Origin of the sequence: Mesorhizobium sp. BH1-1-4, from assembly GCF_020165665.1 — a bacterium.
Taxonomy (GTDB): Bacteria; Pseudomonadota; Alphaproteobacteria; order Rhizobiales; family Rhizobiaceae; genus Mesorhizobium.
This window is the reverse complement of sequence record NZ_JAIUIN010000005.1, coordinates 121,325-141,707: the sequence shown is the minus strand read 5'-3', so window position 1 is coordinate 141,707 and position 20,383 is coordinate 121,325. Positions and strand designations below refer to the sequence as shown.

Genomic DNA, 20,383 nt, shown 5'->3' with positions numbered 1-20,383 from the left:
CGGGCCATGGGAAGTGAATGGTCCATTGCCGGGTGATAAACTATGGCCGGCCGGGACGCTGAAATGGAGTTTTAGATGAAGCTTTTCGATGGCCTCTCCAAATACCAGCCGCAGGCGCTTGGCGTGCTGCGCATCATGACCGCGCTGCAGTTCATCGAGCACGGCACGCAGAAACTGTTCAATTTCCCCGCCAGCGACCACGCTGCCGCCGCATTGAGCGGACTGCCGCTAGCCGCCGGCATCCTCGAATTCGCCGGCGGCGTTCTCCTGGCACTAGGCTTGTTCACCCGCCCGGTCGCGTTCCTTCTGGCCGGTGAAATGGCGATCGCCTATTTCATGGCGCACTACCCGCGCAACTTCTTCCCCATCAACAACAGCGGCGATGCGGCAATCTCGTTCTGCTTCATCTTCCTCTATCTGGTCTTTGCCGGCGCCGGCGCCTTCGCGCTGGACAATCGCGGCAAGGCCTGATGCCCCGTGCGGGGGTGAACCCTCACCCCCGCATCCGTTCGAAATTCGCATCGAACAGCGGCGCCGCCTGCATGCGCGCCGCATGCCGCTTGCCCAGCAACTCGATCTCGAAACCGTCGCTCTCCTCGGCGATCTCCTTCGGCACATAGCCGACGGCGACCGACTTTTTCGAATGATGGGCATAGCCGCCCGACGTCACCCAACCGCGCACCGCGCCGCCGAACCAGATCGGCTCGTCGCCGATGACGTCCGCATCGTCGGCTTCGACGATGAAGGCGCGCAGCCTGAGCTTGCCGCCCTGCTTGCGCTCGGCCAGCGCCGCCGCCTTGCCGATGAAGTCGGCATCCTTGCCATAGGCGACGAAGCGGTCGAGCCCGGCTTCCAGCGGCCCGTAGATCGGCCGGTATTCGCGCCCCCATGAGCCGTAATTCTTCTCGAGCCTGAGCGCGTTGAGCGCGCGCGAACCGAACAGGCCGATGCCGAACTCCTCTCCCGCCGCCATCAGCGCCTGATAGGCGGCGCGCTGATATTCCGGCGCCACCCAGATTTCGTAGCCGAGATCGCCGGTGTAGCTGACCCGGCCGACCAGGCACGGCGCCATGCCGATATCCATCCGACCGATGGCCATGAAGGGAAACGCCGCGTTCGATACGTCGAAGCGCGTGGCTTTCGCCAGCACGTCCCTCGTCCTGGGGCCGGCGATCGACAGGCCGGTGAGCTTTTGCCCCAGCGCCTCGACATGGACCGAGCCGTCATCGGGCAGATGCTGCTCGAACCAGCGCATGTGATATTGCTCGGCGATGCCGGAGCCGGCCAGGAACCAGCCCGCTTCTTCCCGATCCTGGGGACCCAGATTGGCCAGCGTGAAATCGCCGATCAGCCTGCCATCTTCCTTAAGCATCGGCGCCAGCGTCATGCGACCGGGCTTCGGCAGCTTGCAGGCGAGCAACCGGTCGAGCCAGGCCGCCGCGCCCTCGCCCGTCACCTTGTATTTGGCGAAGCTCGATATCTCCGACAGGCCGACGCCCGACCGCACAGCCCCGACTTCGGCGGCGACATGGGTGAAGTCGCTCGAGCGCCGCCACGAGAACTCGTCCTTGACGCCTTCCGGCGCGTACCAGAGCGGCACCTCCAGCCCAAAGGCAACGCCCCACTGCGCGCCCTTGGCCGACAACAGGTCGTAGACCGGCGTCGTCTTCAGCGGCCGCCCGGCGGGCAGTTCCTCATTGGGAAAGCGGATTGAAAAGCGCCTGGAATAGTTTTCGCGCACCTTGGCGTTGGTGTAGGCCATGCCAGCCCAGTCGCCGTAGCGGGCCACGTCCATCGCCCAGATGTCGGCGCCGGGATCGCCCTCGATCATCCAGTTGGACAGCGCCAAGCCGACGCCGCCGCCCTGCGAAAAACCGGCCATGACACCGCAGGCGACCCAAAAACCCGGCAGGCCGCGCACCGGCCCGACCAGCGGGTTGCCGTCGGGCGCGAAGGTGAAGGGTCCGTTGATGATCTGCTTGATGCCGGTGTTCTGGAAAGCCGGGAAATGCCGGAAGCCGACCTCGAGCGACGGCGCGATGCGGTCGATATCCGGTTCCAGCAATTCATGGCCGAAATTCCACGGCGTGGAGTATTCGGACCACGGCTTGTTGGCCTTCTCGTAGGTGCCCATCAGCATGCCGCCGCGCTCCTGGCGCAGATAGAGCTCGCCGTCGAAATCGACCGCATGGATGATCTCGGTGCCGGTTTTCTCGTTCCAGGCGGCGACCTCTGGCATGTCCTCGGTGATCAGGTACATGTGCTCCATCGCCAGCACCGGCAGTTCGAGCCCGACCATGCGGCCGACCTCGCGCGCCCACAGGCCGCCGGCATTGACGACATGCTCGGCCACCACCTCGCCCTTGTTGGTGATGACGCGCCACATCCCGTCGGGACGACGAACAATGTCCTCGACCTTGGTGAAACGTTCTATATCAGCCCCAAGCTTCCGCGCGGCCTTGGCATAGGCGTGCGTGACGCCCGAGGGATCGAGATGGCCGTCCTCCTTGTTGCGGACGGCGCCGACGAACTGGCTGGGGTCGAGCAGCGGCATCAGTTCGGCCGCCTCTTTCGGCGAGATTTCCTCCAGCTCGATGCCGAGATAGCGCCCCTTGGCGACGACCCCGCGCAGCCAGTCGAGCCGCGCCTCGGTGGCCGCAAGCAAGACGCCGCCGGTCAGGTGGACGCCGGTCGCCTGTCCCGACAGCTCCTCGATCTCCTTGTAGAGGTTGATGGTGTATTTCTGCAGCTTGGCGACGTTGGGGTCGCCATTGATCGTGTGCATGCCGCCGGCCGCGTGCCAGGTCGAGCCCGATGTCAGCTCGTCGCGCTCCAGGAGCACCACATCCGTCCAGCCGTGGCGGGCGAGATGGAACAGCACGGAACATCCGACGACGCCACCGCCAATGACCACGACCTTTGCATGCGATTTCATGAGTTTTTCTCTGATATCAGTGAGTTATGGGGATAAAGCGAATCGGAAAGGCAGCGCCAAGCACCCCCCTCTGGCCTGCCGGCCATCTCCCCCGCAAGGGGGGAGATCAGATGCCGCGACCGCTTTCGCCAATCGCCGACGTTGTAAAAAAAGCGCCTTCGTCGAAGCTGCTGATCTCCCCCCTTGCGGGGGAGATGCCCGGCAGGGCAGAGGGGGGTGCCTCGCGCCGATGTTGACAAAATCACGGCTCGCCCGACCCGATCGCTTCCTTGCGCTTCGCCACATAGGCCTCGAGCTCGTCGCGCACCGCGATATCCATCGTCGGCTCGACATACTCTTCAAGCGCCTTTTTCCACAGCCGCGTCGCGCGCGCGGTCGCGTCGAGGCTACCGGCCTCCTGCCAGGCTTCGAAATTCTGCCAGTTGGACAGCATTGGCTGGTAGAAGGCGGTCGCATAGCGCTCCAGCGTGTGCGGCTCGCCGAAGAAATGGCCGCCGGTCGGAACCGCGCCCAGCGCCTCGACGGCCAATTCAGCCTCGTCGACCACGATCGGGCGCAAAAACTCCATCATGTGCTGGATCATCTCGACGTCGATGATGAATTTCTCGAACGACGCCGTCAGCCCGCCCTCCTGCCAGCCCGCGGCATGATAGACCAGATTGCCATGGCCGAGCACGGCGCCCCACAGCGCCATCAGCGTTTCATAAGCGCCTTGTGCATCGGCGGCGTTTGAAGCCGAGCCCGGCGTCGTCCGGTAAGGCAGGCCGTAGCGGCGGGCCAATTGTCCGGAGGCTATGTTGGCCTTGGTGTTTTCGGGCGTGCCGAAGGCCGGCGCGCCCGACTTCATGTCGACATTGGAGGTGAAGGCGCCGTACATCACCGGTGCGCCGGGGCGCACGAGTTGCGTCAGCACGACGCCGAACAGCGCCTCGGCATTCTGCTGCGCCAAGGCGCCGGCCAACGTCACCGGGCTCATCGCTCCCATCAGCGTGAACGGCGTTACAGCCACCGACTGGCCGAATTCTGCCATCGTCATCAGCCCCTCGGCCATCATCTCGTCGAAGCGGCGCGGCGAGTTGACCGAGATGATGGTGGCGATGCCGGGATCGTCGCGCATCTGGTCCAGCGTCAGTCCGCGCGAAATCGCCATCATCTCGATGCCGTCCAGCGCCCTGCCTCGGCCGATCGCCGAGACATGGAAACTCTTGTCGGTCAGCGTGAGATTGGTGAAGTAGGTGTCGAGATGGCGCGAGTTGGCCGGCAATTCGACCGGCGCGCAGACCTGGTTGCCGAGCATGTGGACGCAGTTGAAGTGCTGCGCCAGCCGGGTGAGATCGGCATAGTCGCGCAGATTGCCGGCGCGGCGCCCGCGCTCCATGTCGTGCACGTTCGGCGGCCCGGCAACGAGGGTGAAATTGATGGTGTCGCCACCGAGATGGATTGTGTTGGCAGGATTGCGCGGGGTCAGCGTGTAGGTGGCCCGCGTCGTCCTCTGCGCCTCGTCGACCATGCCGCGATCGATGCGCACATTCGCCGTCGCATGGTCGACCGTGGCTCCAGCCTGCTCGAACAGCGATAGCGCCCTCGGGCTCATCACCTCGATGCCGAAATTTTCCAATATGTGCATCGACGCCTGATGGATCGCCTCGATCTGATCGGCCGACAGCAACGCCATCGGCGGATAGGGGTTCGTCACGCGCCTGGGCGGCAGTTGCGCGATGGGCGATGGACCCCGGTTGCTCGTGCGCTCCGCGCCGCGCTTGCGTCTTGGTTCGGTCATTCCGGCATCAAAGCTCGGGCAAACCAGGCAAGCTGTCAGAAATACGCCATCCACGGGCGTGATTTTAGCCAAGGCGGCATTTCTGGAGAATCCATTTAGAAATAACGACGCATTACGTCGCATTGCCGATACGTCGCCGCCATGAGCCGATGACGCCTGACGGCCATTAACGGACTTGGCAAGATTCCCTTTATGATTTCGGCCTATTGCTCCTCCCATGCGTAGGTCGAGTTTTAGTAAAATTGTAGCGGTTTGCGCGCTGTTGGCGCTTTCGGCTTGCGCCACCGCGCCCAGCCACATCAACAATGTCTGCGCCGTCTTCGACCAGAATGACGGCTGGTTCGACAATTGGCAGTCGGCGGCCGAGCGCGCGTCGCGGAAATACGGCGTGCCGGTGCCGGTGCTGATGGCCACCGTGCGCAAGGAATCCGGCTTCAAGAGCAATGCCCGCCCGCCGCGCACCAAGCTACTCGGCTTCATTCCGTGGAAGCACGTCTCCTCGGCCACAGGCTTTTCGCAGGCGCTGGACGGCACCTGGTCGCAATATCAGCGCGAGACCGGCAACTGGGCGGCGCGGCGCACGAAATTCGCCGACGCGGTCGACTTCGTCGGCTGGTACCATTCCAAGACGTCAGACAGCTACGGCGTCGCGCGCAACGACACCTATAATCTCTACCTCGCCTATTATCTCGGCTGGAGCGCCTATGGCCGTGGCAACCGTGGCGACGCCGGCGTGCAGGGTTATGCGCGGGCCACCGACAAGATGGCCAGAGACTATGACGCGCAGCTAAGGCAGTGCGGCAACTGATACCCTGCCTGGGTTAGTGCCGCCTTGTCGTATCTTTCGGCTTTGAAACACCGGTCTCGGAAACCTCGTCGCGGACTTCGTGACGACGGGCCCGCAAGACGGCGTCCGCGTCCTCGGCAGCCTTTCCGGTTGCATCGGCTTCCGCATTGGCATTCTTGCCGCTCGGGCGCGCCGGCGGCGAACCGGCAAAGCCTGGACCTTCGCCATGCGCCGCATCATCCGGCACGCCTTCATGGGCGGCGTGTTCCTTGTCGAACTTGATCACCGGCTCCATGGTCTTGAGCACGTCGTCGGAAAGCCAGCACAGGCTCATATGGCCGTCGCCGAGGTTCTTGACCGGCGGCACCTTGGTTTCGCAGAGGTTGTCGGGCACCAGCTTCTTGTAGCCGCAGCGCGTCTGGAACGGGCAGCCTGACGGCGGGTTCATCGCCGAAGGAATGTCGCCCTCGAGCACGATGTGTTTCTTGACCACGCTGGTGTCGGCAATCGGGATCGCCGATAGCAGCGCCTCGGTGTAGGGATGATAGGGCGGCGCGAAGATCTGGTCGGTCGTACCTTGCTCGACGATGTAGCCGAGATACATGACGACGACCCGGTCAGCGATGTAGCGCACGACCGACAGATCGTGGCTGATGAACAGCATCGTCGTCTTGTTCTTGCGCTGGATGTCCATCAGCAGCTCGGTCACCGCCGCCTGCACCGACACGTCGAGCGCCGAGACCGGCTCGTCGGCCACGACAACCTTGGCGTCGCCGGCAAAGGCGCGCGCCACGCCGATGCGCTGCTTCTGGCCGCCGGAAAGCTGGCGCGGCTTGCGCGTCTCGAAGGCGCGCGGCAGCTTCACCAGGTCGAGCAGTTCCAGCATGCGCTTGCGCCGGTCGGCGACGGTCTTGCCGACATTGAATTTTTCCAGCGTGCGGATGATCTGCGACCCGACCGAATGGCTGGGGTTGAGCGTGTCGAACGGGTTCTGGAACACCATCTGGATCGACGACACGGTGTCGACGCCGCGGCTCTCGATGCCGGTCGACTGAATTTCCTTGTTGCCCAGCGTCACGGTGCCGGAACTGGCCGTCTCCAGCCCGAGCAGCACCTTGGCCAGCGTCGACTTTCCGCAGCCGGATTCGCCGACGATGGCGACCGTCTCGGATTCGCGCGCCATGAACGAGATGGTCTCGTTGGCCTTGACGACGCGGCCTTCGCTGGAGCCGAACACCTCGCTGCCGCCGACCTTGTAGTATTTCCTGAGATCCTCGATCTTGAGCACCGGCGCGCCGGGCACGACCTTTTCGTTGACCTTCTTGGCGCCGGGCGGCAGCGCTTCCCAGTCGATCTCGTTGAAGCGTACGCAGCGCGAGAAATGGCCTTCGTGGCCGGCGACCTCGATCATCGGGATTTCGGCGGCGTTGCAGACGCCTTCGACGAAATGGTGGCAGCGCGGGCCGAAATTGCAGCCCTTCGGCCGCTCATGCGGCAGCGGCAACTGGCCGGGAATGGCAATCAGCGGCCGCGAGTTCTTGTCGGCGCCAGGCAGCGGGATCGAACGGAACAACCCTTGCGTATAGGGATGGCGCATCCGGTCGAAGACATCCTTGATCTTGCCGGTCTCGACCGCCTCGCCCGAATACATCACCGTGATGCGGTCGCAAGTCTCGAGAATGAGGCCCAGATTGTGCGACACGAAGATCATCGAGGTGCCGAACTTCTCGCCGAGACCCTTGACCAGATCGACGATGCCCGCCTCGACCGTCACGTCGAGCGCGGTGGTCGGCTCGTCGAGCAGAAGCAGCGCCGGCTTCGACAGCAGCGCCATGGCAATGACGATGCGCTGTTGCTGGCCACCGGAAAGCTGGTGCGGATAGGAGCGCATCATCCGCTCGGGGTCGGGCAGCTTGACCGAGCGCACCATTTCGAGCGCCCTGGAATAGGCCTCTTCCTTCGACACCTTGTCGTGGATCAGCGGCACTTCCATCAGCTGCTGGCCGATCTTCATCGCCGGATTCAGGCTCGCCATCGGCTCCTGGTAGATCATGGCGATCTTGTTGCCGCGGATGGCGCGCAACTCCTCGTCGGAGAGTTCGCCCATGTCCTTGCCCTGGAACTTGATCTTGCCGCCGACGATTTTTCCGATGTTGGAGAGGTCGCGCATGATGCCGAGCGACACGGTCGACTTGCCGCAGCCGGATTCACCGACAATGCCCATCGCCTCGCCGGGCATGACCGTGCAGGAAAAATCCATGACCGCCGGAATCTCGCCCTTGCGGGTGAAGAAGGAGATCGACAGGTTCTCGATCTCGATGATCGGTTCCGCGGGATTTCGAACTGCCTCGTTCATGGGTCGCTCCAATCCAAATTGTACCAGACGCGGGTCAAGGCCCGTCAATCAGTCTTTCATCGATTGCTCGCGCAGCGAATCGGCCAAGAGATTAAGCCCCAGCACGAACGACATCAGCGCGATCGTCGGCGGCAGCGCCGGATGGATAAACGAACGCAGCAAGCGGCTGGCATCCTTGATCGCCGTACCCCAGTCCGGGCTCTCGGGCGCAAGGCCCAGACCGAAATAGCCCAGCGTGCCGAGCAGGATGGTGGTGTAACCGATGCGCAGGCAGGCATCGACGATCAGCGGCCCGCGCGCATTGGGCAGGATTTCCCACAACATGATGTACCAGGGCGATTCACCGCGCGTCTGCGCCGCCGCCACATAGTCGCGCGTCTTGATGTCCATCACCAGGCCGCGCACGATACGGAACACGCCGGGGCTGGAGGCGAACACGACAGCCACGAAGATGTTGAGCTGGTTGGGATCGATGTGGACGATCTTCAGCGGATCCCTGTCGAAGACAAGGCCGACATAGATCCAGCCGCCGATGATGAGCGTCAGGCCGAGCAGGATATAAATCCGGTCGGGCCGGTTCTTATAGCGGGTCCAGAACAGCACGCTGAAGAAGATGATTGGAAACAGGAAGAAGACGCCGGCCAGACCATAGGGGATCGGCGTGTCCATGATGCCCGGCGTCACCAGGAGGTAGAACAAGAGGATCACCGGGAAGGCCAGCACGAGGTTGGCCAGGAACGACAGGATGGAATCGATCTTGCCGCCGTAATAGCCGGCCGGCAGGCCGAGCGTGATGCCGACCATCAGCGCGAAACCGGTTGCGGCCGGGGCGATGATCAGCACGATTTGGCTGCCATAGACCATGCGCGAGAAGACGTCGCGGGCGAGCTTGTCGCCGCCGAACAAATAGACGAGCCCCGATTGCGGCTCGATGGCGCCGGGCAGCGTATCCTTCATGATCGGGATCTGGCCGAGCGGATCGAAAGGCGAGATGGTCGAGGCGAAGATCGCCGTGAACAGCCAGAACAGGCAGATGAAGACGCCCGCTATGCCGACGCCGCTGTCGAACAACTGGCCGTAGAGCGCCAGCTTCTTCTTGTAGAGGAAGCTCGCGCCCATGACGATGAGAAGCGCGACCCAGACCGGCCAGAAGCGCCAGAGCACATCGAGAACGATGGCGGAGGCGCCGATATATTGAGCTTGCATGCGCCTTCTCCCTACTGAACGCGGATGCGCGGATTGAGGAATGCGTAGCCGACGTCGGAAATGAGCTGCGTGATCAAGACGATGAACACCGAGACCAGCGAACAGCCGAGCAGAAGGTCGATGTCGTTGTTGCCGGCGGCCTCGACCAGAGTGTAGCCGAAGCCCTGGTAGCGGAACATCACCTCGACGATGACGACGCCGGTGAGCAGCCAGGGGAATTGCAGCATGATGACGGTGAAGGGCGCGATCAACGCATTGCGCAGCGCGTGCTTGACCACCACGCTCTTGAAGGAAAGCCCCTTCAGGCGCGCGGTGCGGATATATTGCTGCGTCATCACCTCGACCATCGAGGCGCGTGTCATGCGCGCGATATAGCCGATGCCGTAGATCGCCAGCGTGATCACCGGCAGCGTGAAATTGTAGAAGGTGATGCCCTGGCTGGCGGAGGCGGCCGACCCGTTCAGCCAGCCGAGCCAGGAGGCGAAGACGACGGTGAAGATGACGCCCGACACATATTCAGGCGTCGCCGTCGAGGCGATCGAGGCGACCGACAGCACACGGTCGGTGCGCGAGCCCTCGCGCATGCCGGCAAGGATGCCGATCAGCAGCGAGACCGGCACCATCACCACCAGCACCCAGAACATCAGGATGCCGGTGGCGCCGAGCGCCGGGAACAGCTTGGCCGCGACCGTGGTCTTGAACTTGGTCGAGCAGCCGAAATCGCCCTCGATCACGCCGGAGAATGTCGGCACCGCCGGGTCGTTGCAGAAGGAGAAACGCTGCGTCGTCTTGCCGGTTGCCGGATCCGTGATCGGCTGCTTGGGCACGATGCCGAGCCACTGGCCGTAGCGGACGAAGAAGTTCTGCCGATAGCCGTGATTGACCAGCCAGCTTTCGAGCTGCTCGGCCGATGTGTGCATTTCGGTCTGGCTGATCGCCAGCTTCTTCAAATTGGGTTCGAGATTGACGAGAAAGAAGACGACCAGCGTCAGGCACAGCATCGTGAGCAGTATCGTGCCGATACGTCTGATGATGAATGAGAACATGGTGCCCCCTGCCGGCCGGGTTGGGGTCAGATATGGTCAACCCTGTGACGAAAATCATGTGACGTCACGCCGCCGCTGCATCCAGTGCAACGGCGACGATCCTGCGGATATGAGGGGCAAGCGCCCCTCATATCCAACAAGCCGTGGATCACGCCTGATCGAGCCAGACCTTGCCGAAGTCGTGCTCGTAGGTGGGGTGCATCGAGTGGTTCTTCACCTCGGGCTTGATGTTGATGTAGAGCTTGCGCCAGTAAGGCTGGATGATGATGCCGGAATCCTGCAGCATCTGCTCGACATCCTTCATCACCACCTTGCGCTTTTCCGCATCGGCGATCCCGAGCGCCTCGTTGACTTTCTTGTCGAAGTCCGGATTGGCGTAAGCCGTCTCGTTCCAGGCTTCGCCCGAGCGATAGGCGATGGCGATGACCTGGATGCCAAGCGGACGCATGTTCCAGTTGGTTTCCGAGAACGGGTATTTCGTCCAGTCGTTCCAGAAGGTCGAGCTCGGCAGCACGGTGCGCTTCACCTTGATGCCGGCCTCGCGCAGCTGGGCCGCGATCGCGTCGGTGGTGTTCTTGTGGTAGTCCTCGTCATTGCTGATCAGCTCGTGTTCGAAATCGATCACGCCGGCTTCCGTCAGCATCTGCTTGGCCTTGGCCACGTCGCGGGGGATCTTCGGCAGTTCGACATATTCCGGATGGATCGGCGCGACATGGTGATTTTCGGCCGGCGTTCCGGCATTGCCGTAGCCAAGCTGCAGCACCACGGAATTGTCGACGGCCAGGCACATCGCCTGACGCACCTTCTGGTCGCCATAGGGCTTGGCATTGACGTTGAAGCGCGAGACCACGGTGGCCGCGGTCACGACTTCCGAAGGCGGCGCGCCAACATCCGCGATGATCTTGACGTAATCGGCGGTCGTCTCGTGATTGGTGTGCACTTCGCCGGATTCGAAGGCCGAAACCGTCGCGGCCGGATCGGTGCCGTAGTCGATGAACTCGACGCCGTCGAGGAAGGCCTCGCCCTGCCACCATTTGCCGGTCGTGCGGCGCTTGTAGACCACCTTCTGGCCGACATCGTAGGAGACGAGCTCGAATGGGCCGGTGCCGATCGGGCAGTTCTTGAAGTTGGCGCCCTTCTCGTCGAAGGTCTTGTGGACGACGAGGCCGGGATAGTCGCACAGGTTGGCGATGAGTGCGATGTCGGGCTTGGTGAGCTTCAGCTTGACAGTCATGTCGTCGACCTTGACGATCGATCCTTCGCTCAGCTTCTTGGTCTTTTCGTCGACGAGGCTGCCAAGGCGGCCCGGCATGGAATTGCCTTCTGCGTTCTTGTCGGCCCAGCGCGTGAAATTGTAGATCACATCATCGGCGGTGAACTTGTCGCCATTGTTCCATTCGACGCCTGGCCGCACATGCAGCGTGTACTCGGTGGCGTCGTCGTTGATATCCCAGCTTGCCAGCAGATAGGGCGCGAATGTGTACTCCTTGGTGTATTTCACCAGCGGCTCGAGCGCCTGGCGCTCGGCGTTGGAGATTTCCGACCAGTCGGCGGTGCGCGGATCCTTGGGATCCTTGACGGACATGGCGACCTTGAGCACGCCGCCCTTCTTGCCCTGTACGTCCTCGGCCTTGGCCGGGGTCGGAGCGGCGAGCCCGAGAAGACCGTAGGCCATGGCCGTCGAGGCGCCGAAGATGCTGGCCAGCGCCAGGAATTCGCGGCGATCGACCTTACCCGACTTGGCTTCTTCGGCCATGGCCAGGATATGATCCGGAACGCTGTCGCCGTTGCTCTTGTAGATTGTCATGACTAACTCCCATTGTTGGCTTTCCGCCGATTAACATTCCGCATCCAGGCCATGATGTCAAAGACGACATGGATTGGGAACATGTTAGCGAATGTGCAACTTTGGAAGGAGGGCAGTTCGCGTGATAGCGACAGTCTTGGCGCAAAATTGCTAGTGCGCCCAGATTTCGCCAAAATCTGTTCGGGCTATTAAACTGAGACATTTGCCCTGGTTACGACAGCGCCAGTTGCGGCCAGCACGAGGGGCCAGGCCTCAATATTCCTTCTCGTAGAAGATGCCGCCCTTGGCTTCGCCGGCGTCGGTCGCCTCGCCGCGCAATTTGACGCCGCGCCCGACATTGAGGTCGATGGTCGCCTTGCCGGAACCCGGCTTGTCGCCCTTCTGGATGGTCACATAGGTGCGGTCGTTGAGATACTTGCCAGCCGAGACCGCCGTGCCGCCCTGGTCGTCTGTGGTGACGTCGAGATCGTCGACACCGATTGCGCTGCGCAGATTCTCCAGCAGTGACGTCGAACCGCCGACGCCAGCCAATTGTCCGGCGGCCTCGGCCAGCTGCGCGATCTGCAACGGCGACAGGTTCGACATCGACCGCCCGAAGATCAGCTGCGCCAGCACCTCGTCCTCAGGCAGTGCCGGCACCGAACTGAAGGTGAATTTGGGATTGGTCGCCTCGCCAGACACCACGATCGTGACGGTGGCGCCGGTTGTCGTCGTTGTCGCCGTCAGGTTGAGGTAAGGCACCAGCGAACCGGAGAACCCCACCGTGCCTTCGGTGAAGGTCAGCCGCTTGCCGAGGATCGACAGCCGGCCGCGCTGCAAGGTGAAGGTGCCGACCGCCTGCGGCGAAGAGGCCGGGCCGGTCAGTTTGAGCGAGCCGCCGAGTTCGGCGTCGACACCCCTGCCTTGGATGAAGATCTGGTTCGGCGCATTGACCGTGACGTCGAGCGCAAGGCCGCTGCCACCGCTCTTGCCGCTGGTCGTCGCCGGGCGCAGCGCCTTGTCCTGCGCCTTGACCGGGCCGGGCGCATTCTTGTGCTTGACGTCGAGCGCCGCGAGCGAGCCGGGCAATTTGTCCGGAACCGTGATGACGGTCTTGGCCAGGTTGACTGTGCCGGCAACCACCGGCGCCGAAGTCAGCGGCCCCTTGATCGTCAGGTCGCCGCCGAGGTTGGCGGTCACGACGCGTCCATCCGTGTAGCGGCCGTCGGTGAGCTTGATCGACAGGTCGGCCGGGAACCCTTGCGCCGGATTGATGCCGACCGTACCGCTGGCCGACAGGCTGCCGCGCGTCGACAGCGTTCCGGTCAACCGGTTGATCCTGGCGACGCCGTTGCCGATCGAGACGTCGGCCGCGATATCGTTGACGGCAAGGCCCGAGCGTGCGTCGACCAGACGCGCGCCGGAGGTTCTGACGCTGCCGCCGATCACCGGAGACGTCGCTGGACCGCGCACCTGGACATTGACGTTGGCGTTGCCGGTCAGCGACAGGCCCTGCGCGGCAAGCTTCTCGCTGAGGAGGCCGAATGGCACGGCACCGTTGAAGTCGAGCGCCAGCGCCGGCGTGCCAGCCGTCGTCACAGTGCCGCCGCCCTTGAGGCCAAGCCCGGCCCCGTCGCTGACATTGGCGTCGAAGGTCAGCTTGTTGCCGGCAAAGCTGCCCGACGAGGCAACGCTCACCGCGCCGACACCGGCGCTGCGGGTCTGCGACGTCTGCACCCCGGCCGCGTCGATGTTGAAGGCAACGGTGGGGATCGCCGGTGCCCCGGTCACCTTGACCGTGCCGGAGATGGAACCCGCCGCATCGAGCCCGGGCGAGAAACTGTTGGCGAGCGACATCGGCACGCGCGCCAGCACCGCATTGATGTCGAGCGCCTGGCCGACCTTGCCGGTTACCGTCGCGGTGCCGCCGCCAAGGTTGAGCACCAGCCTGTCCAGCGTCGTCGTGCCATTGGCGATGCTGACGGTCGAGGCCTGGGCGATAGCCGCCTTGATGCCCTGGACGGTCGCCTGCCCCGAAGCGAGCTCGATGGTCGTCGTTCCGCCGGCCACCTTCACCCGTCCGGCCGCCCTGGCCGGAATGCCCTTGACCGTGGCGCCACCGGAAAAGCCGGTCCAGTCGCCATCGCGCTTGAGGTCGACGTCGATGCCGCTGATCACGGTGCCGCCCGACGTGACGGTATCGGCGCGGACTTTCCCGGAGATCACCGGCGCCACGAGATAGTTGGCGATCAGCGCATCGACCGAGACGGCCTTGGCCTGAAGGTCGCCGCGCACGATCGAGCCGGTCGTCGCCTTGACGATGACTTGGGGTGCGCCGCCGTTCTTCGAGAAGGCAATGGTGCCGCGCACGTCGCCCTCGGCCTTTTCCAGCGCCAGGGCGGCGAGCGGCCCGATGTCGGGCAGGTCGAGCGAGATGGTGCCTTCGGGCACGAATTTGTCGTCCAGCGCCAGGTCGCCGGAGATCCTGTTCTTGCCCAGCGACAGGAGCAGCCCATTGATGGCGCTCTTGCCGTCCGCCGTTGCCAGCACGGCGCTCCCCTGCAGCGCCTGGCCGGCGACATTGCCGGTGAGCTGCACATTGGCCGCCGGATTGGCGGCGTCCGCCTTGCCGGTGGCGGTGAGCTTCAGCCCGGTAATCTCGCGCTCAGCCACGACAAGCCGATCGCTGTTGACCGTCAGCGACAGATCCGGCGCGATGGCCGGCCCCTGAGCGTTCAGCGCGAAGGCAATCGCGCCCTTGGCATCCTTCGACAGCGGCGAGATATCGGCAAGAACGCCGGTAATGTCGGCGGCCACCTTGTTGTAGGCAAGGCTCGCCTGCCCCTGTGCGGTCAGTCCGCCCGACACCAGCTTCAGCCCATCGACACTTATGGCACCTTTGGGGTCGCGTTTCAGCGCGGCGCTTATCTGCGCGCGTTCACCAAGCATGCCGCGCGCCGCGGCCGGCAAGGCCGAGGACGGCGCATCCGCATTCAGTTTGAGATCGATGGCGCCGTCACGCAGCGATACCTGGCCGGCGACCTGGCTGCTCAGCGCATCGCTTTTCAGCGAACCGCTGTCGATAGCGACGGCGTCGGCGCTGAGCCGCGCGTTGAGCGCGGCCGTGACCTTGCCGGCGATGAGCGGCGCGATCGTGGGATTGTCGAGCCCAACCTTGTCCACCGATACCGTTCCGGAAACCGGCCCGGCGCGATTCCCGAGATCGAACGCGTCCGAGTGCAGAGTCAGGGTAAGCCCGTCCACCTTCGCGGGGCTGGTGACGACCGAGGGCAGGATCGCGGAAAAATCCAGCCGGGCATGCGTGCTTTCGCCGGCGATTTTGGCCGACACCGATCGGACCTCGATCTTGACCGGGCTCTCCGCGCTTCCGAGCGTCAGCGGCAGACTGGGACCCGATGAGGTCAGATCAATCGCGAAATCGCTGGCCCCGTTCGGGTTGATGGTGCCGGCGGCCTGGCCGGAAACCTTGTCGCCGGTGAGGGTGGCATGATCGAGGGCGACGCCACCGGCCATCGTATAGCTGCCGGCCGCTTCGACGGCGAGTGGTCCAAGCCCTGCCTGTCGGGTCTGGCTGGTCTCGGCGCCGGCCAGTTTCGCGTTGAACCGGATGTCGGGAGCGGCCGGCGCTCCGCTTACTTCAGCGATACCGTCAAGCGTTCCCGCGGCCTCCAGGCCGGGCAAGAACGCATTGGCAAGCGTGGCGGGCAAAGCTGAGACCCGCGCCGCGAGATCGAGCGTCTCGCCGGCACTGCCCGACAGCGCCACTCGGCCGCCGCCAATATCGAGCGCCAGCTTGTCGATGTTGGCCGTGCCGTTGGCGATGGTCAGAGCCGACGGTTCGGCAATCGCCGCCTTGATGCCGCGAACGGTGGCCTCGCCCGACGCAATCTCGACGCTGGTGGTGCCCTGGGCGATCTTCACCCGGCCGGCGGCGGTCGCCGGAATGCCCGCGATCGTGGCGCCGCCGCTGAAATTGGTCCAGTCGCCGTCGCGCTTGAGATCGACGCCGATACCGCCGATTTCGGTGCTCCCCGAAGTGACCGCGTCGGCCTTGATGGTGCCGGAGATCGCCGGCGCCTCGAGATAATTGGCGATCAGCGCATTGATGGCGATCGCCTTGGCCGTCACCTCGCCACGCGCCACTGACCTGCTCTTGGCATCGATGGCAATGGAAGGCGCGTCGCCCTCCTTGGCAAACAGGATGGTGCCGTTGATGTCGCCGGTCACCGCCTGGCCGGCGAGCGCGGCCAACTGGTCGATGGCAGGCGCGGCGAGCGTCAGTGTGCCCAGGGGCATGAACTTGTCATCCAGTGCCAGGTCGCCCGAAACCTTGTTGTCGCCCAGCGAGACCAGGAAGCCGTTGATCGAACGCTTGCCCTCGCTGGTCACCAGGGCCGCCTTGATATCGAGCGGCTGGTCGTTCACGGCGCCGGTCAGCGAAACGTTGGCGGAAGGGCTCGTTATGTCGGCCTTTCCGCTCGCGGTCAGCTTGATGGCCTTCACCGTGCGGCCCGAGGCGGTCAGGCTGTCGCTGTCGGCGGTAACGGTGAAATCCGGCGCGGTGATCGCGCCGGTCGCCGACAGCGCGAAATCGACCCCGCCGGCAACCGGTACGCCGACCGTCGGCGACAACACCGAAACGTCGCCCAACTTGCCCTTGATGTCGGCCTGGATGTCCGTGCCTTGCATGCTGGCCGTACCGCTGGCGCTGAGCGATCCCGAAGTGAGTTCGATCGAGTTCGCGGCGAAAGACCCCTGCGGATCGCGCGATGCCGTGGCCGAGAATTTGACCCGTCCGCCGAGCACCGAGGCGATCTGCTGCGGGAATGCGGTCGCCACGGCGTCGGCATTCATCTTGAGCTGCATCGACATGTCAGCGAGCGCCACCGTCGCCGTCAGCGACGCATTGAGCGCATCGGAACGCAGCGTGCCCTGATCGATGGCGATGGCGTCCTTGCTGACTGACCCGGCCAGATCGACATGGACCTTGCCGGTGATTAGCGGCGCCAACGTCGCGACGTCGCTTTTCAGACCGCCCGCGTCGAGCTTGACCGTGACCGGGCCGGAGCGATTCTGGATATCGAAGCCGTCGGAATGGATTTGCGCCGCCAGATCGTCCAGCCGCGTGCCGCCGGCGACGATCGAAACGAAGGAAACGCCGATATCGACGATCGGCGCCTTGCCGTCGCCGAAGGCGCGTGCGGTGGCGTTCTTGATCGCGAGCGTGATAGGCTGCGCCTTGCTGCCGACGCTGATCACCACGGGCGGGCCCTTGGCGGCGAGTTCGACCGACAGATCGCTGGCACCGGCGGGATCGGCGATGCCGGAGGCGGCCCCGTGCACCGCATCGCTCTCGATGCTGGCCCTGTCGATGCTGATACCGCCAGCCGACGTGGCGGTGCCGGCGACATCGAAGCTGGTCTTGCCGGCAAACAATGGCTTCAGGTTTTCCGGCAGGAAGCGCGCGAAATCGCCGTCGCCCTTGGCCTCGACATGATTGCCCTTGTCGGTGAGCTGGTGGCGGCCGGTGAGTTGGGTGACGATCTGATGGTCGACGAGGAAGGTGCCGACACCGCTCCAGTTGGCGAGCGGCCCGCTGCCCGAAACCACGATATCGACCGGCGGCGCATCCGGCAGCTTGAGCAAATTGGCAATGATGCCGCCGGCCGGCTCCGACGCCTTGAGGTCGAGGTCCAGCTTGTTGTCGGCGGGCGCGAAATGGATCTTGGCGTCGACATTGCCCTGCTTGCCGTCGTGGCGGGTGACGTTGAGCGCCGTCTCGACCGCCAGTGGCGCGGCATCGGCCTTGAGCATTCCCTTGGCCGCGAGCTCGGCAATGCCGCTGCCGGCCAGCTGCTCGCCGAGCGCGATTTCCGGCAGGTCGATCTGCTTGATGTCGATGGAGACCGGCAGCGTCGTCGTGCCGCCCTGCGCCGGCGGCTGCGAACCGGCCACCGGCAGGCGGGCCAGTTCGATGCGCTCGGCGGCGATATTGTTAGCACTGAAGCTTTTCGACAGCAGCGCCGTCGGCGACCAGTCGACAGCCACCTTGCGCGCCACCAGCCAGGCGCCCTCGCGGTCCTCGAGCACGACATGATCGACGCTGAGATTGCCCGACCAGATGCCGTCGATACCGCTGACGGTGACCTTGCGATCGTCGCTGGAGGCGAGCCGCGAAATGATGCCGGCGAGATTGTCGCGCCCGCGCTCGGTCTTGGTCAGCACGATGAGCGCGCCAATGGCGCCCGCGACCACGATCAGCAGCGTATAGAGGACAATGCGAAGGATGCGCCGGACCGTCTTCATTCAAAACGCCTGTCCGATGCCGGCATAGATGCCGAAATGCGGGTCGCCGGGGTCGCGGTTGAGCGGCACGGCCGCGTCGATGCGCAGCGGACCGAACGGCGTGACATAGCGCAGGCCGACACCGGCGCCGACCTTCACGTCGGAGAAGTTTGGAACCGACTTGGTCGACACCGTGCCGGCATCGACGAAGGGCACGATGCCGATCGTGTCGGTGACGGCGATGCGCATCTCGACAGAGGTCTCGAAGAAGGACAGGCCGCCGATCGGCTGGCCGGTGAAGTCCTTGGGGCCGATGCCTTGATAGGCATAGCCGCGCACCGAGCCGCCGCCGCCTGAATAGAAGCGCCGGTCGGCCGGCACGTTCTGCAGCCCGGTACCGACGATCGAGCCGACGGCGACACGCTCGGCAAGCACGAACTTCGAGGCCGTGTCCAGCGACTGATAGGCCGATCCCTCGCCCTTCAGTTTGAGGAAAGCGGCACCACTCAATATGTCGTAGCTGGGCTCCGCATAGGCAAGCACTCTAAAGCCGCTGGTCGGGTTCAGCCTGTTGTCCCGGTTGTCGTAGACATATTGCAGCGGAATGCTGGCGATCAGGTATTTGTGCTTGCCGAAGGCGTCATGGATGCGTGAGTAGTCTAGCGCCACCTCGGCCGATACGGTCTGCTTCTTGTCGAGTTCATAGGAGAGCCCGGTGCTGCCCTTGACCGAGAAATGGTCGTACGCGTCCGGATGCTCCAGCACCGTCTTCACGCTGGCGAAGAACTTCGATGCTGGTCCGATCACGCCGGGTTTCTCGAACATGATGCCGGCATTGTAGTTCAACTCGGACAGATCGTTGCTGCCGATGCCGCTTATGGCGCCGTCGATGCGCAGCTTTTCGGCGTGGCCAAACAGGTTGCGATGGCCCCAGTAGCCCTCCAGGCCAAGCCCCTCCGTGTTCGAGAACGTGCCGCCCAGCCCGAAATAGCGCGGCTTGCGCTCGCTGACCTGCACGCCGATCGGGATGTTGCCGTCGGCATCGAGCTTGTCGGCTTCCTTGAACGTCACGCTGTTGAACACCTCGAGCGCCAGCAGCCGGTCGCGCGCGTCGCTGATCTCCTGCGGCGAGTACTGCCGGCCGCGCTTCAGCCCGGTCATGTATTCGGTGAAGTCGCGGTCGACCTTTTCCGTGCCTTCCACCGTGGTGGCGCCATAGCCGGCGACCGGTCCGGCGGCGACCGTCAGCGTCACGTCGAGCGTCGAGGTGGCATGATCGGCGACGATCTGCCGGTCGGTGACCTTGGCCAGCGGCCTGCCCTGCTCCTTCAGCGTCCGCACGATCAGCGCCTCGGCCTTGAGCACGGCGCCCGACCCGGCGTCGCCGCCTGATATCAGGCCGTAATCGGCGCTCATCAGCCCCGCCGCGTCGCCCTCGAGCCTGATATTGCCAAGGGTGAATTTGGGACCGGCGGCGACAGTGATTGCCACCGGGATAGGCTGTCGCCCTTTGAACTCGGCGTCCGGCGGCAACTCGTCGAGCGGCTTGCCTTCGATGGTGATGGTGACGACGCCTTCATACCGGGCATCGGCGTAAAGTGCGGCGACCAGCTGTTCACGGTCGCCGCGCGCCTTGGCCATCAGCCCGAGCGAACCCGAGACCGGCCGGTCCTCGTCGCCTTTCAGCGCCGAGGCGTTTTCGAGCTTCTTGACGAGGTCCTTGTCGGCATCGGGCGCGGAGATGGTCACCGCGTAGCGCAGCGGATCGACGATGTCGGCGTCCTCGTCGCTGGACGACCCCCAAAGCTTGATGCCGAAAAGCTCGAACGCGGCCGCGTGCCTCGATTGGCAAAGCAGCGCCGTCGAGCACATCATGGCCAAAAGCAGGGCGCGCGGAAGGGCGCGCCCTGGCGCTCTCCTTCCTGACATCTGCTTTTCATGCGCCGGCATTAAGACAACCTAGGTTACAAAACTAAAATTGGAATGAAGTTCTGAAGCGCTCGTAAAGGGGCCACAATCCAATTGTCTGAAATAGGGCGGGCTTGGAATTCACACCTTCTGCGTTTCCGCAAGAATGCGTGATCCCCTGTCCTATGGAGGTTACTGTCCGCATACCGGTCCTTGGCCGGAAAATAAACCGTTGGCAGGCGGCAACCTGCCGCGTTCGCGCGTTGACAAGCC

Annotated in this window: 10 protein-coding genes; 2 read left to right on the top strand and 8 right to left on the bottom strand. The window is 64.0% G+C overall.

Annotated elements, in window-relative coordinates; genetic code table 11:
• The first annotated feature begins 75 nt into the window (after positions 1 to 75).
• Positions 76 to 471 carry a DoxX family protein gene (locus tag LB569_RS11815; protein ID WP_140701981.1) on the top strand — a complete coding sequence of 132 codons (396 nt, stop codon included), beginning with the start codon at positions 76 to 78 and terminating at the stop codon, positions 469 to 471.
• A gap of 22 nt (positions 472 to 493) precedes the next feature.
• Here LB569_RS11815 and LB569_RS11810 read toward each other — a convergent pair whose 3' ends face one another.
• Positions 494 to 2,935, bottom strand: coding sequence for an FAD-dependent oxidoreductase (locus tag LB569_RS11810; RefSeq protein ID WP_224692411.1), 2,442 nt, complete (start codon positions 2,933 to 2,935; stop codon positions 494 to 496).
• A gap of 241 nt (positions 2,936 to 3,176) precedes the next feature.
• Entirely contained in the window at positions 3,177 to 4,715 is a 1,539-nt protein-coding gene (locus tag LB569_RS11805) for a trimethylamine methyltransferase family protein (RefSeq protein ID WP_224692410.1), read from the bottom strand.
• 217 nt (positions 4,716 to 4,932) lie between these two features.
• On the opposite strand from LB569_RS11805, the gene LB569_RS11800 reads away from it, so the two are divergent.
• Positions 4,933 to 5,523: a transglycosylase SLT domain-containing protein gene (locus LB569_RS11800; RefSeq protein WP_140701984.1), complete on the top strand. Its 591-nt coding sequence runs from the start codon at positions 4,933 to 4,935 to the stop codon at positions 5,521 to 5,523.
• 13 nt (positions 5,524 to 5,536) lie between these two features.
• On the opposite strand, the gene LB569_RS11795 is transcribed toward LB569_RS11800, so the two are convergent.
• From LB569_RS11795 to LB569_RS11770, 6 genes are all read right to left on the bottom strand, one after another.
• Positions 5,537 to 7,858 carry an ABC transporter ATP-binding protein gene (locus LB569_RS11795; RefSeq protein ID WP_224692409.1) on the bottom strand — a complete coding sequence of 774 codons (2,322 nt, stop codon included), beginning with the start codon at positions 7,856 to 7,858 and terminating at the stop codon, positions 5,537 to 5,539.
• 48 nt (positions 7,859 to 7,906) lie between these two features.
• On the bottom strand, positions 7,907 to 9,064 hold the full coding sequence (locus LB569_RS11790; protein WP_140701986.1) for an ABC transporter permease: 1,158 nt from the start codon (positions 9,062 to 9,064) through the stop codon (positions 7,907 to 7,909).
• Between the two features lie 11 nt (positions 9,065 to 9,075).
• Positions 9,076 to 10,110, bottom strand: a complete 1,035-nt coding sequence (locus LB569_RS11785; RefSeq protein WP_224692408.1) for an ABC transporter permease — start codon at positions 10,108 to 10,110, stop codon at positions 9,076 to 9,078.
• A gap of 148 nt (positions 10,111 to 10,258) precedes the next feature.
• On the bottom strand, positions 10,259 to 11,917 hold the full coding sequence (locus LB569_RS11780) for an ABC transporter substrate-binding protein (protein WP_140701988.1): 1,659 nt from the start codon (positions 11,915 to 11,917) through the stop codon (positions 10,259 to 10,261).
• Positions 11,918 to 12,169: 252 nt separating this feature from the next.
• A complete protein-coding gene (locus tag LB569_RS11775; RefSeq protein ID WP_224692407.1) occupies positions 12,170 to 18,223 on the bottom strand; it encodes a translocation/assembly module TamB domain-containing protein in 6,054 nt (2,017 codons plus the stop codon).
• Positions 18,224 to 20,152: an autotransporter assembly complex protein TamA gene (locus LB569_RS11770; RefSeq protein WP_224692406.1), complete on the bottom strand. Its 1,929-nt coding sequence runs from the start codon at positions 20,150 to 20,152 to the stop codon at positions 18,224 to 18,226.
• Positions 20,153 to 20,383: the final 231 nt, after the last annotated feature.

What these genes read in the sequence shown, in the direction of transcription:
- LB569_RS11775 (WP_224692407.1), bottom strand. Translation starts at nt 18,223, where the DNA reads ATGAAGACGGTCCGGCGCATCCTTCGCATTGTCCTCTATACGCTGCTG.
- LB569_RS11770 (WP_224692406.1), bottom strand. Translation starts at nt 20,152, where the DNA reads ATGCCGGCGCATGAAAAGCAGATGTCAGGAAGGAGAGCGCCAGGGCGC.
- LB569_RS11790 (WP_140701986.1), bottom strand. Translation starts at nt 9,064, where the DNA reads ATGCAAGCTCAATATATCGGCGCCTCCGCCATCGTTCTCGATGTGCTC.
- LB569_RS11800 (WP_140701984.1), top strand. Translation starts at nt 4,933, where the DNA reads ATGCGTAGGTCGAGTTTTAGTAAAATTGTAGCGGTTTGCGCGCTGTTG.
- LB569_RS11805 (WP_224692410.1), bottom strand. Translation starts at nt 4,715, where the DNA reads ATGACCGAACCAAGACGCAAGCGCGGCGCGGAGCGCACGAGCAACCGG.
- LB569_RS11785 (WP_224692408.1), bottom strand. Translation starts at nt 10,110, where the DNA reads ATGTTCTCATTCATCATCAGACGTATCGGCACGATACTGCTCACGATG.
- LB569_RS11815 (WP_140701981.1), top strand. Translation starts at nt 76, where the DNA reads ATGAAGCTTTTCGATGGCCTCTCCAAATACCAGCCGCAGGCGCTTGGC.
- LB569_RS11810 (WP_224692411.1), bottom strand. Translation starts at nt 2,935, where the DNA reads ATGAAATCGCATGCAAAGGTCGTGGTCATTGGCGGTGGCGTCGTCGGA.
- LB569_RS11780 (WP_140701988.1), bottom strand. Translation starts at nt 11,917, where the DNA reads ATGACAATCTACAAGAGCAACGGCGACAGCGTTCCGGATCATATCCTG.
- LB569_RS11795 (WP_224692409.1), bottom strand. Translation starts at nt 7,858, where the DNA reads ATGAACGAGGCAGTTCGAAATCCCGCGGAACCGATCATCGAGATCGAG.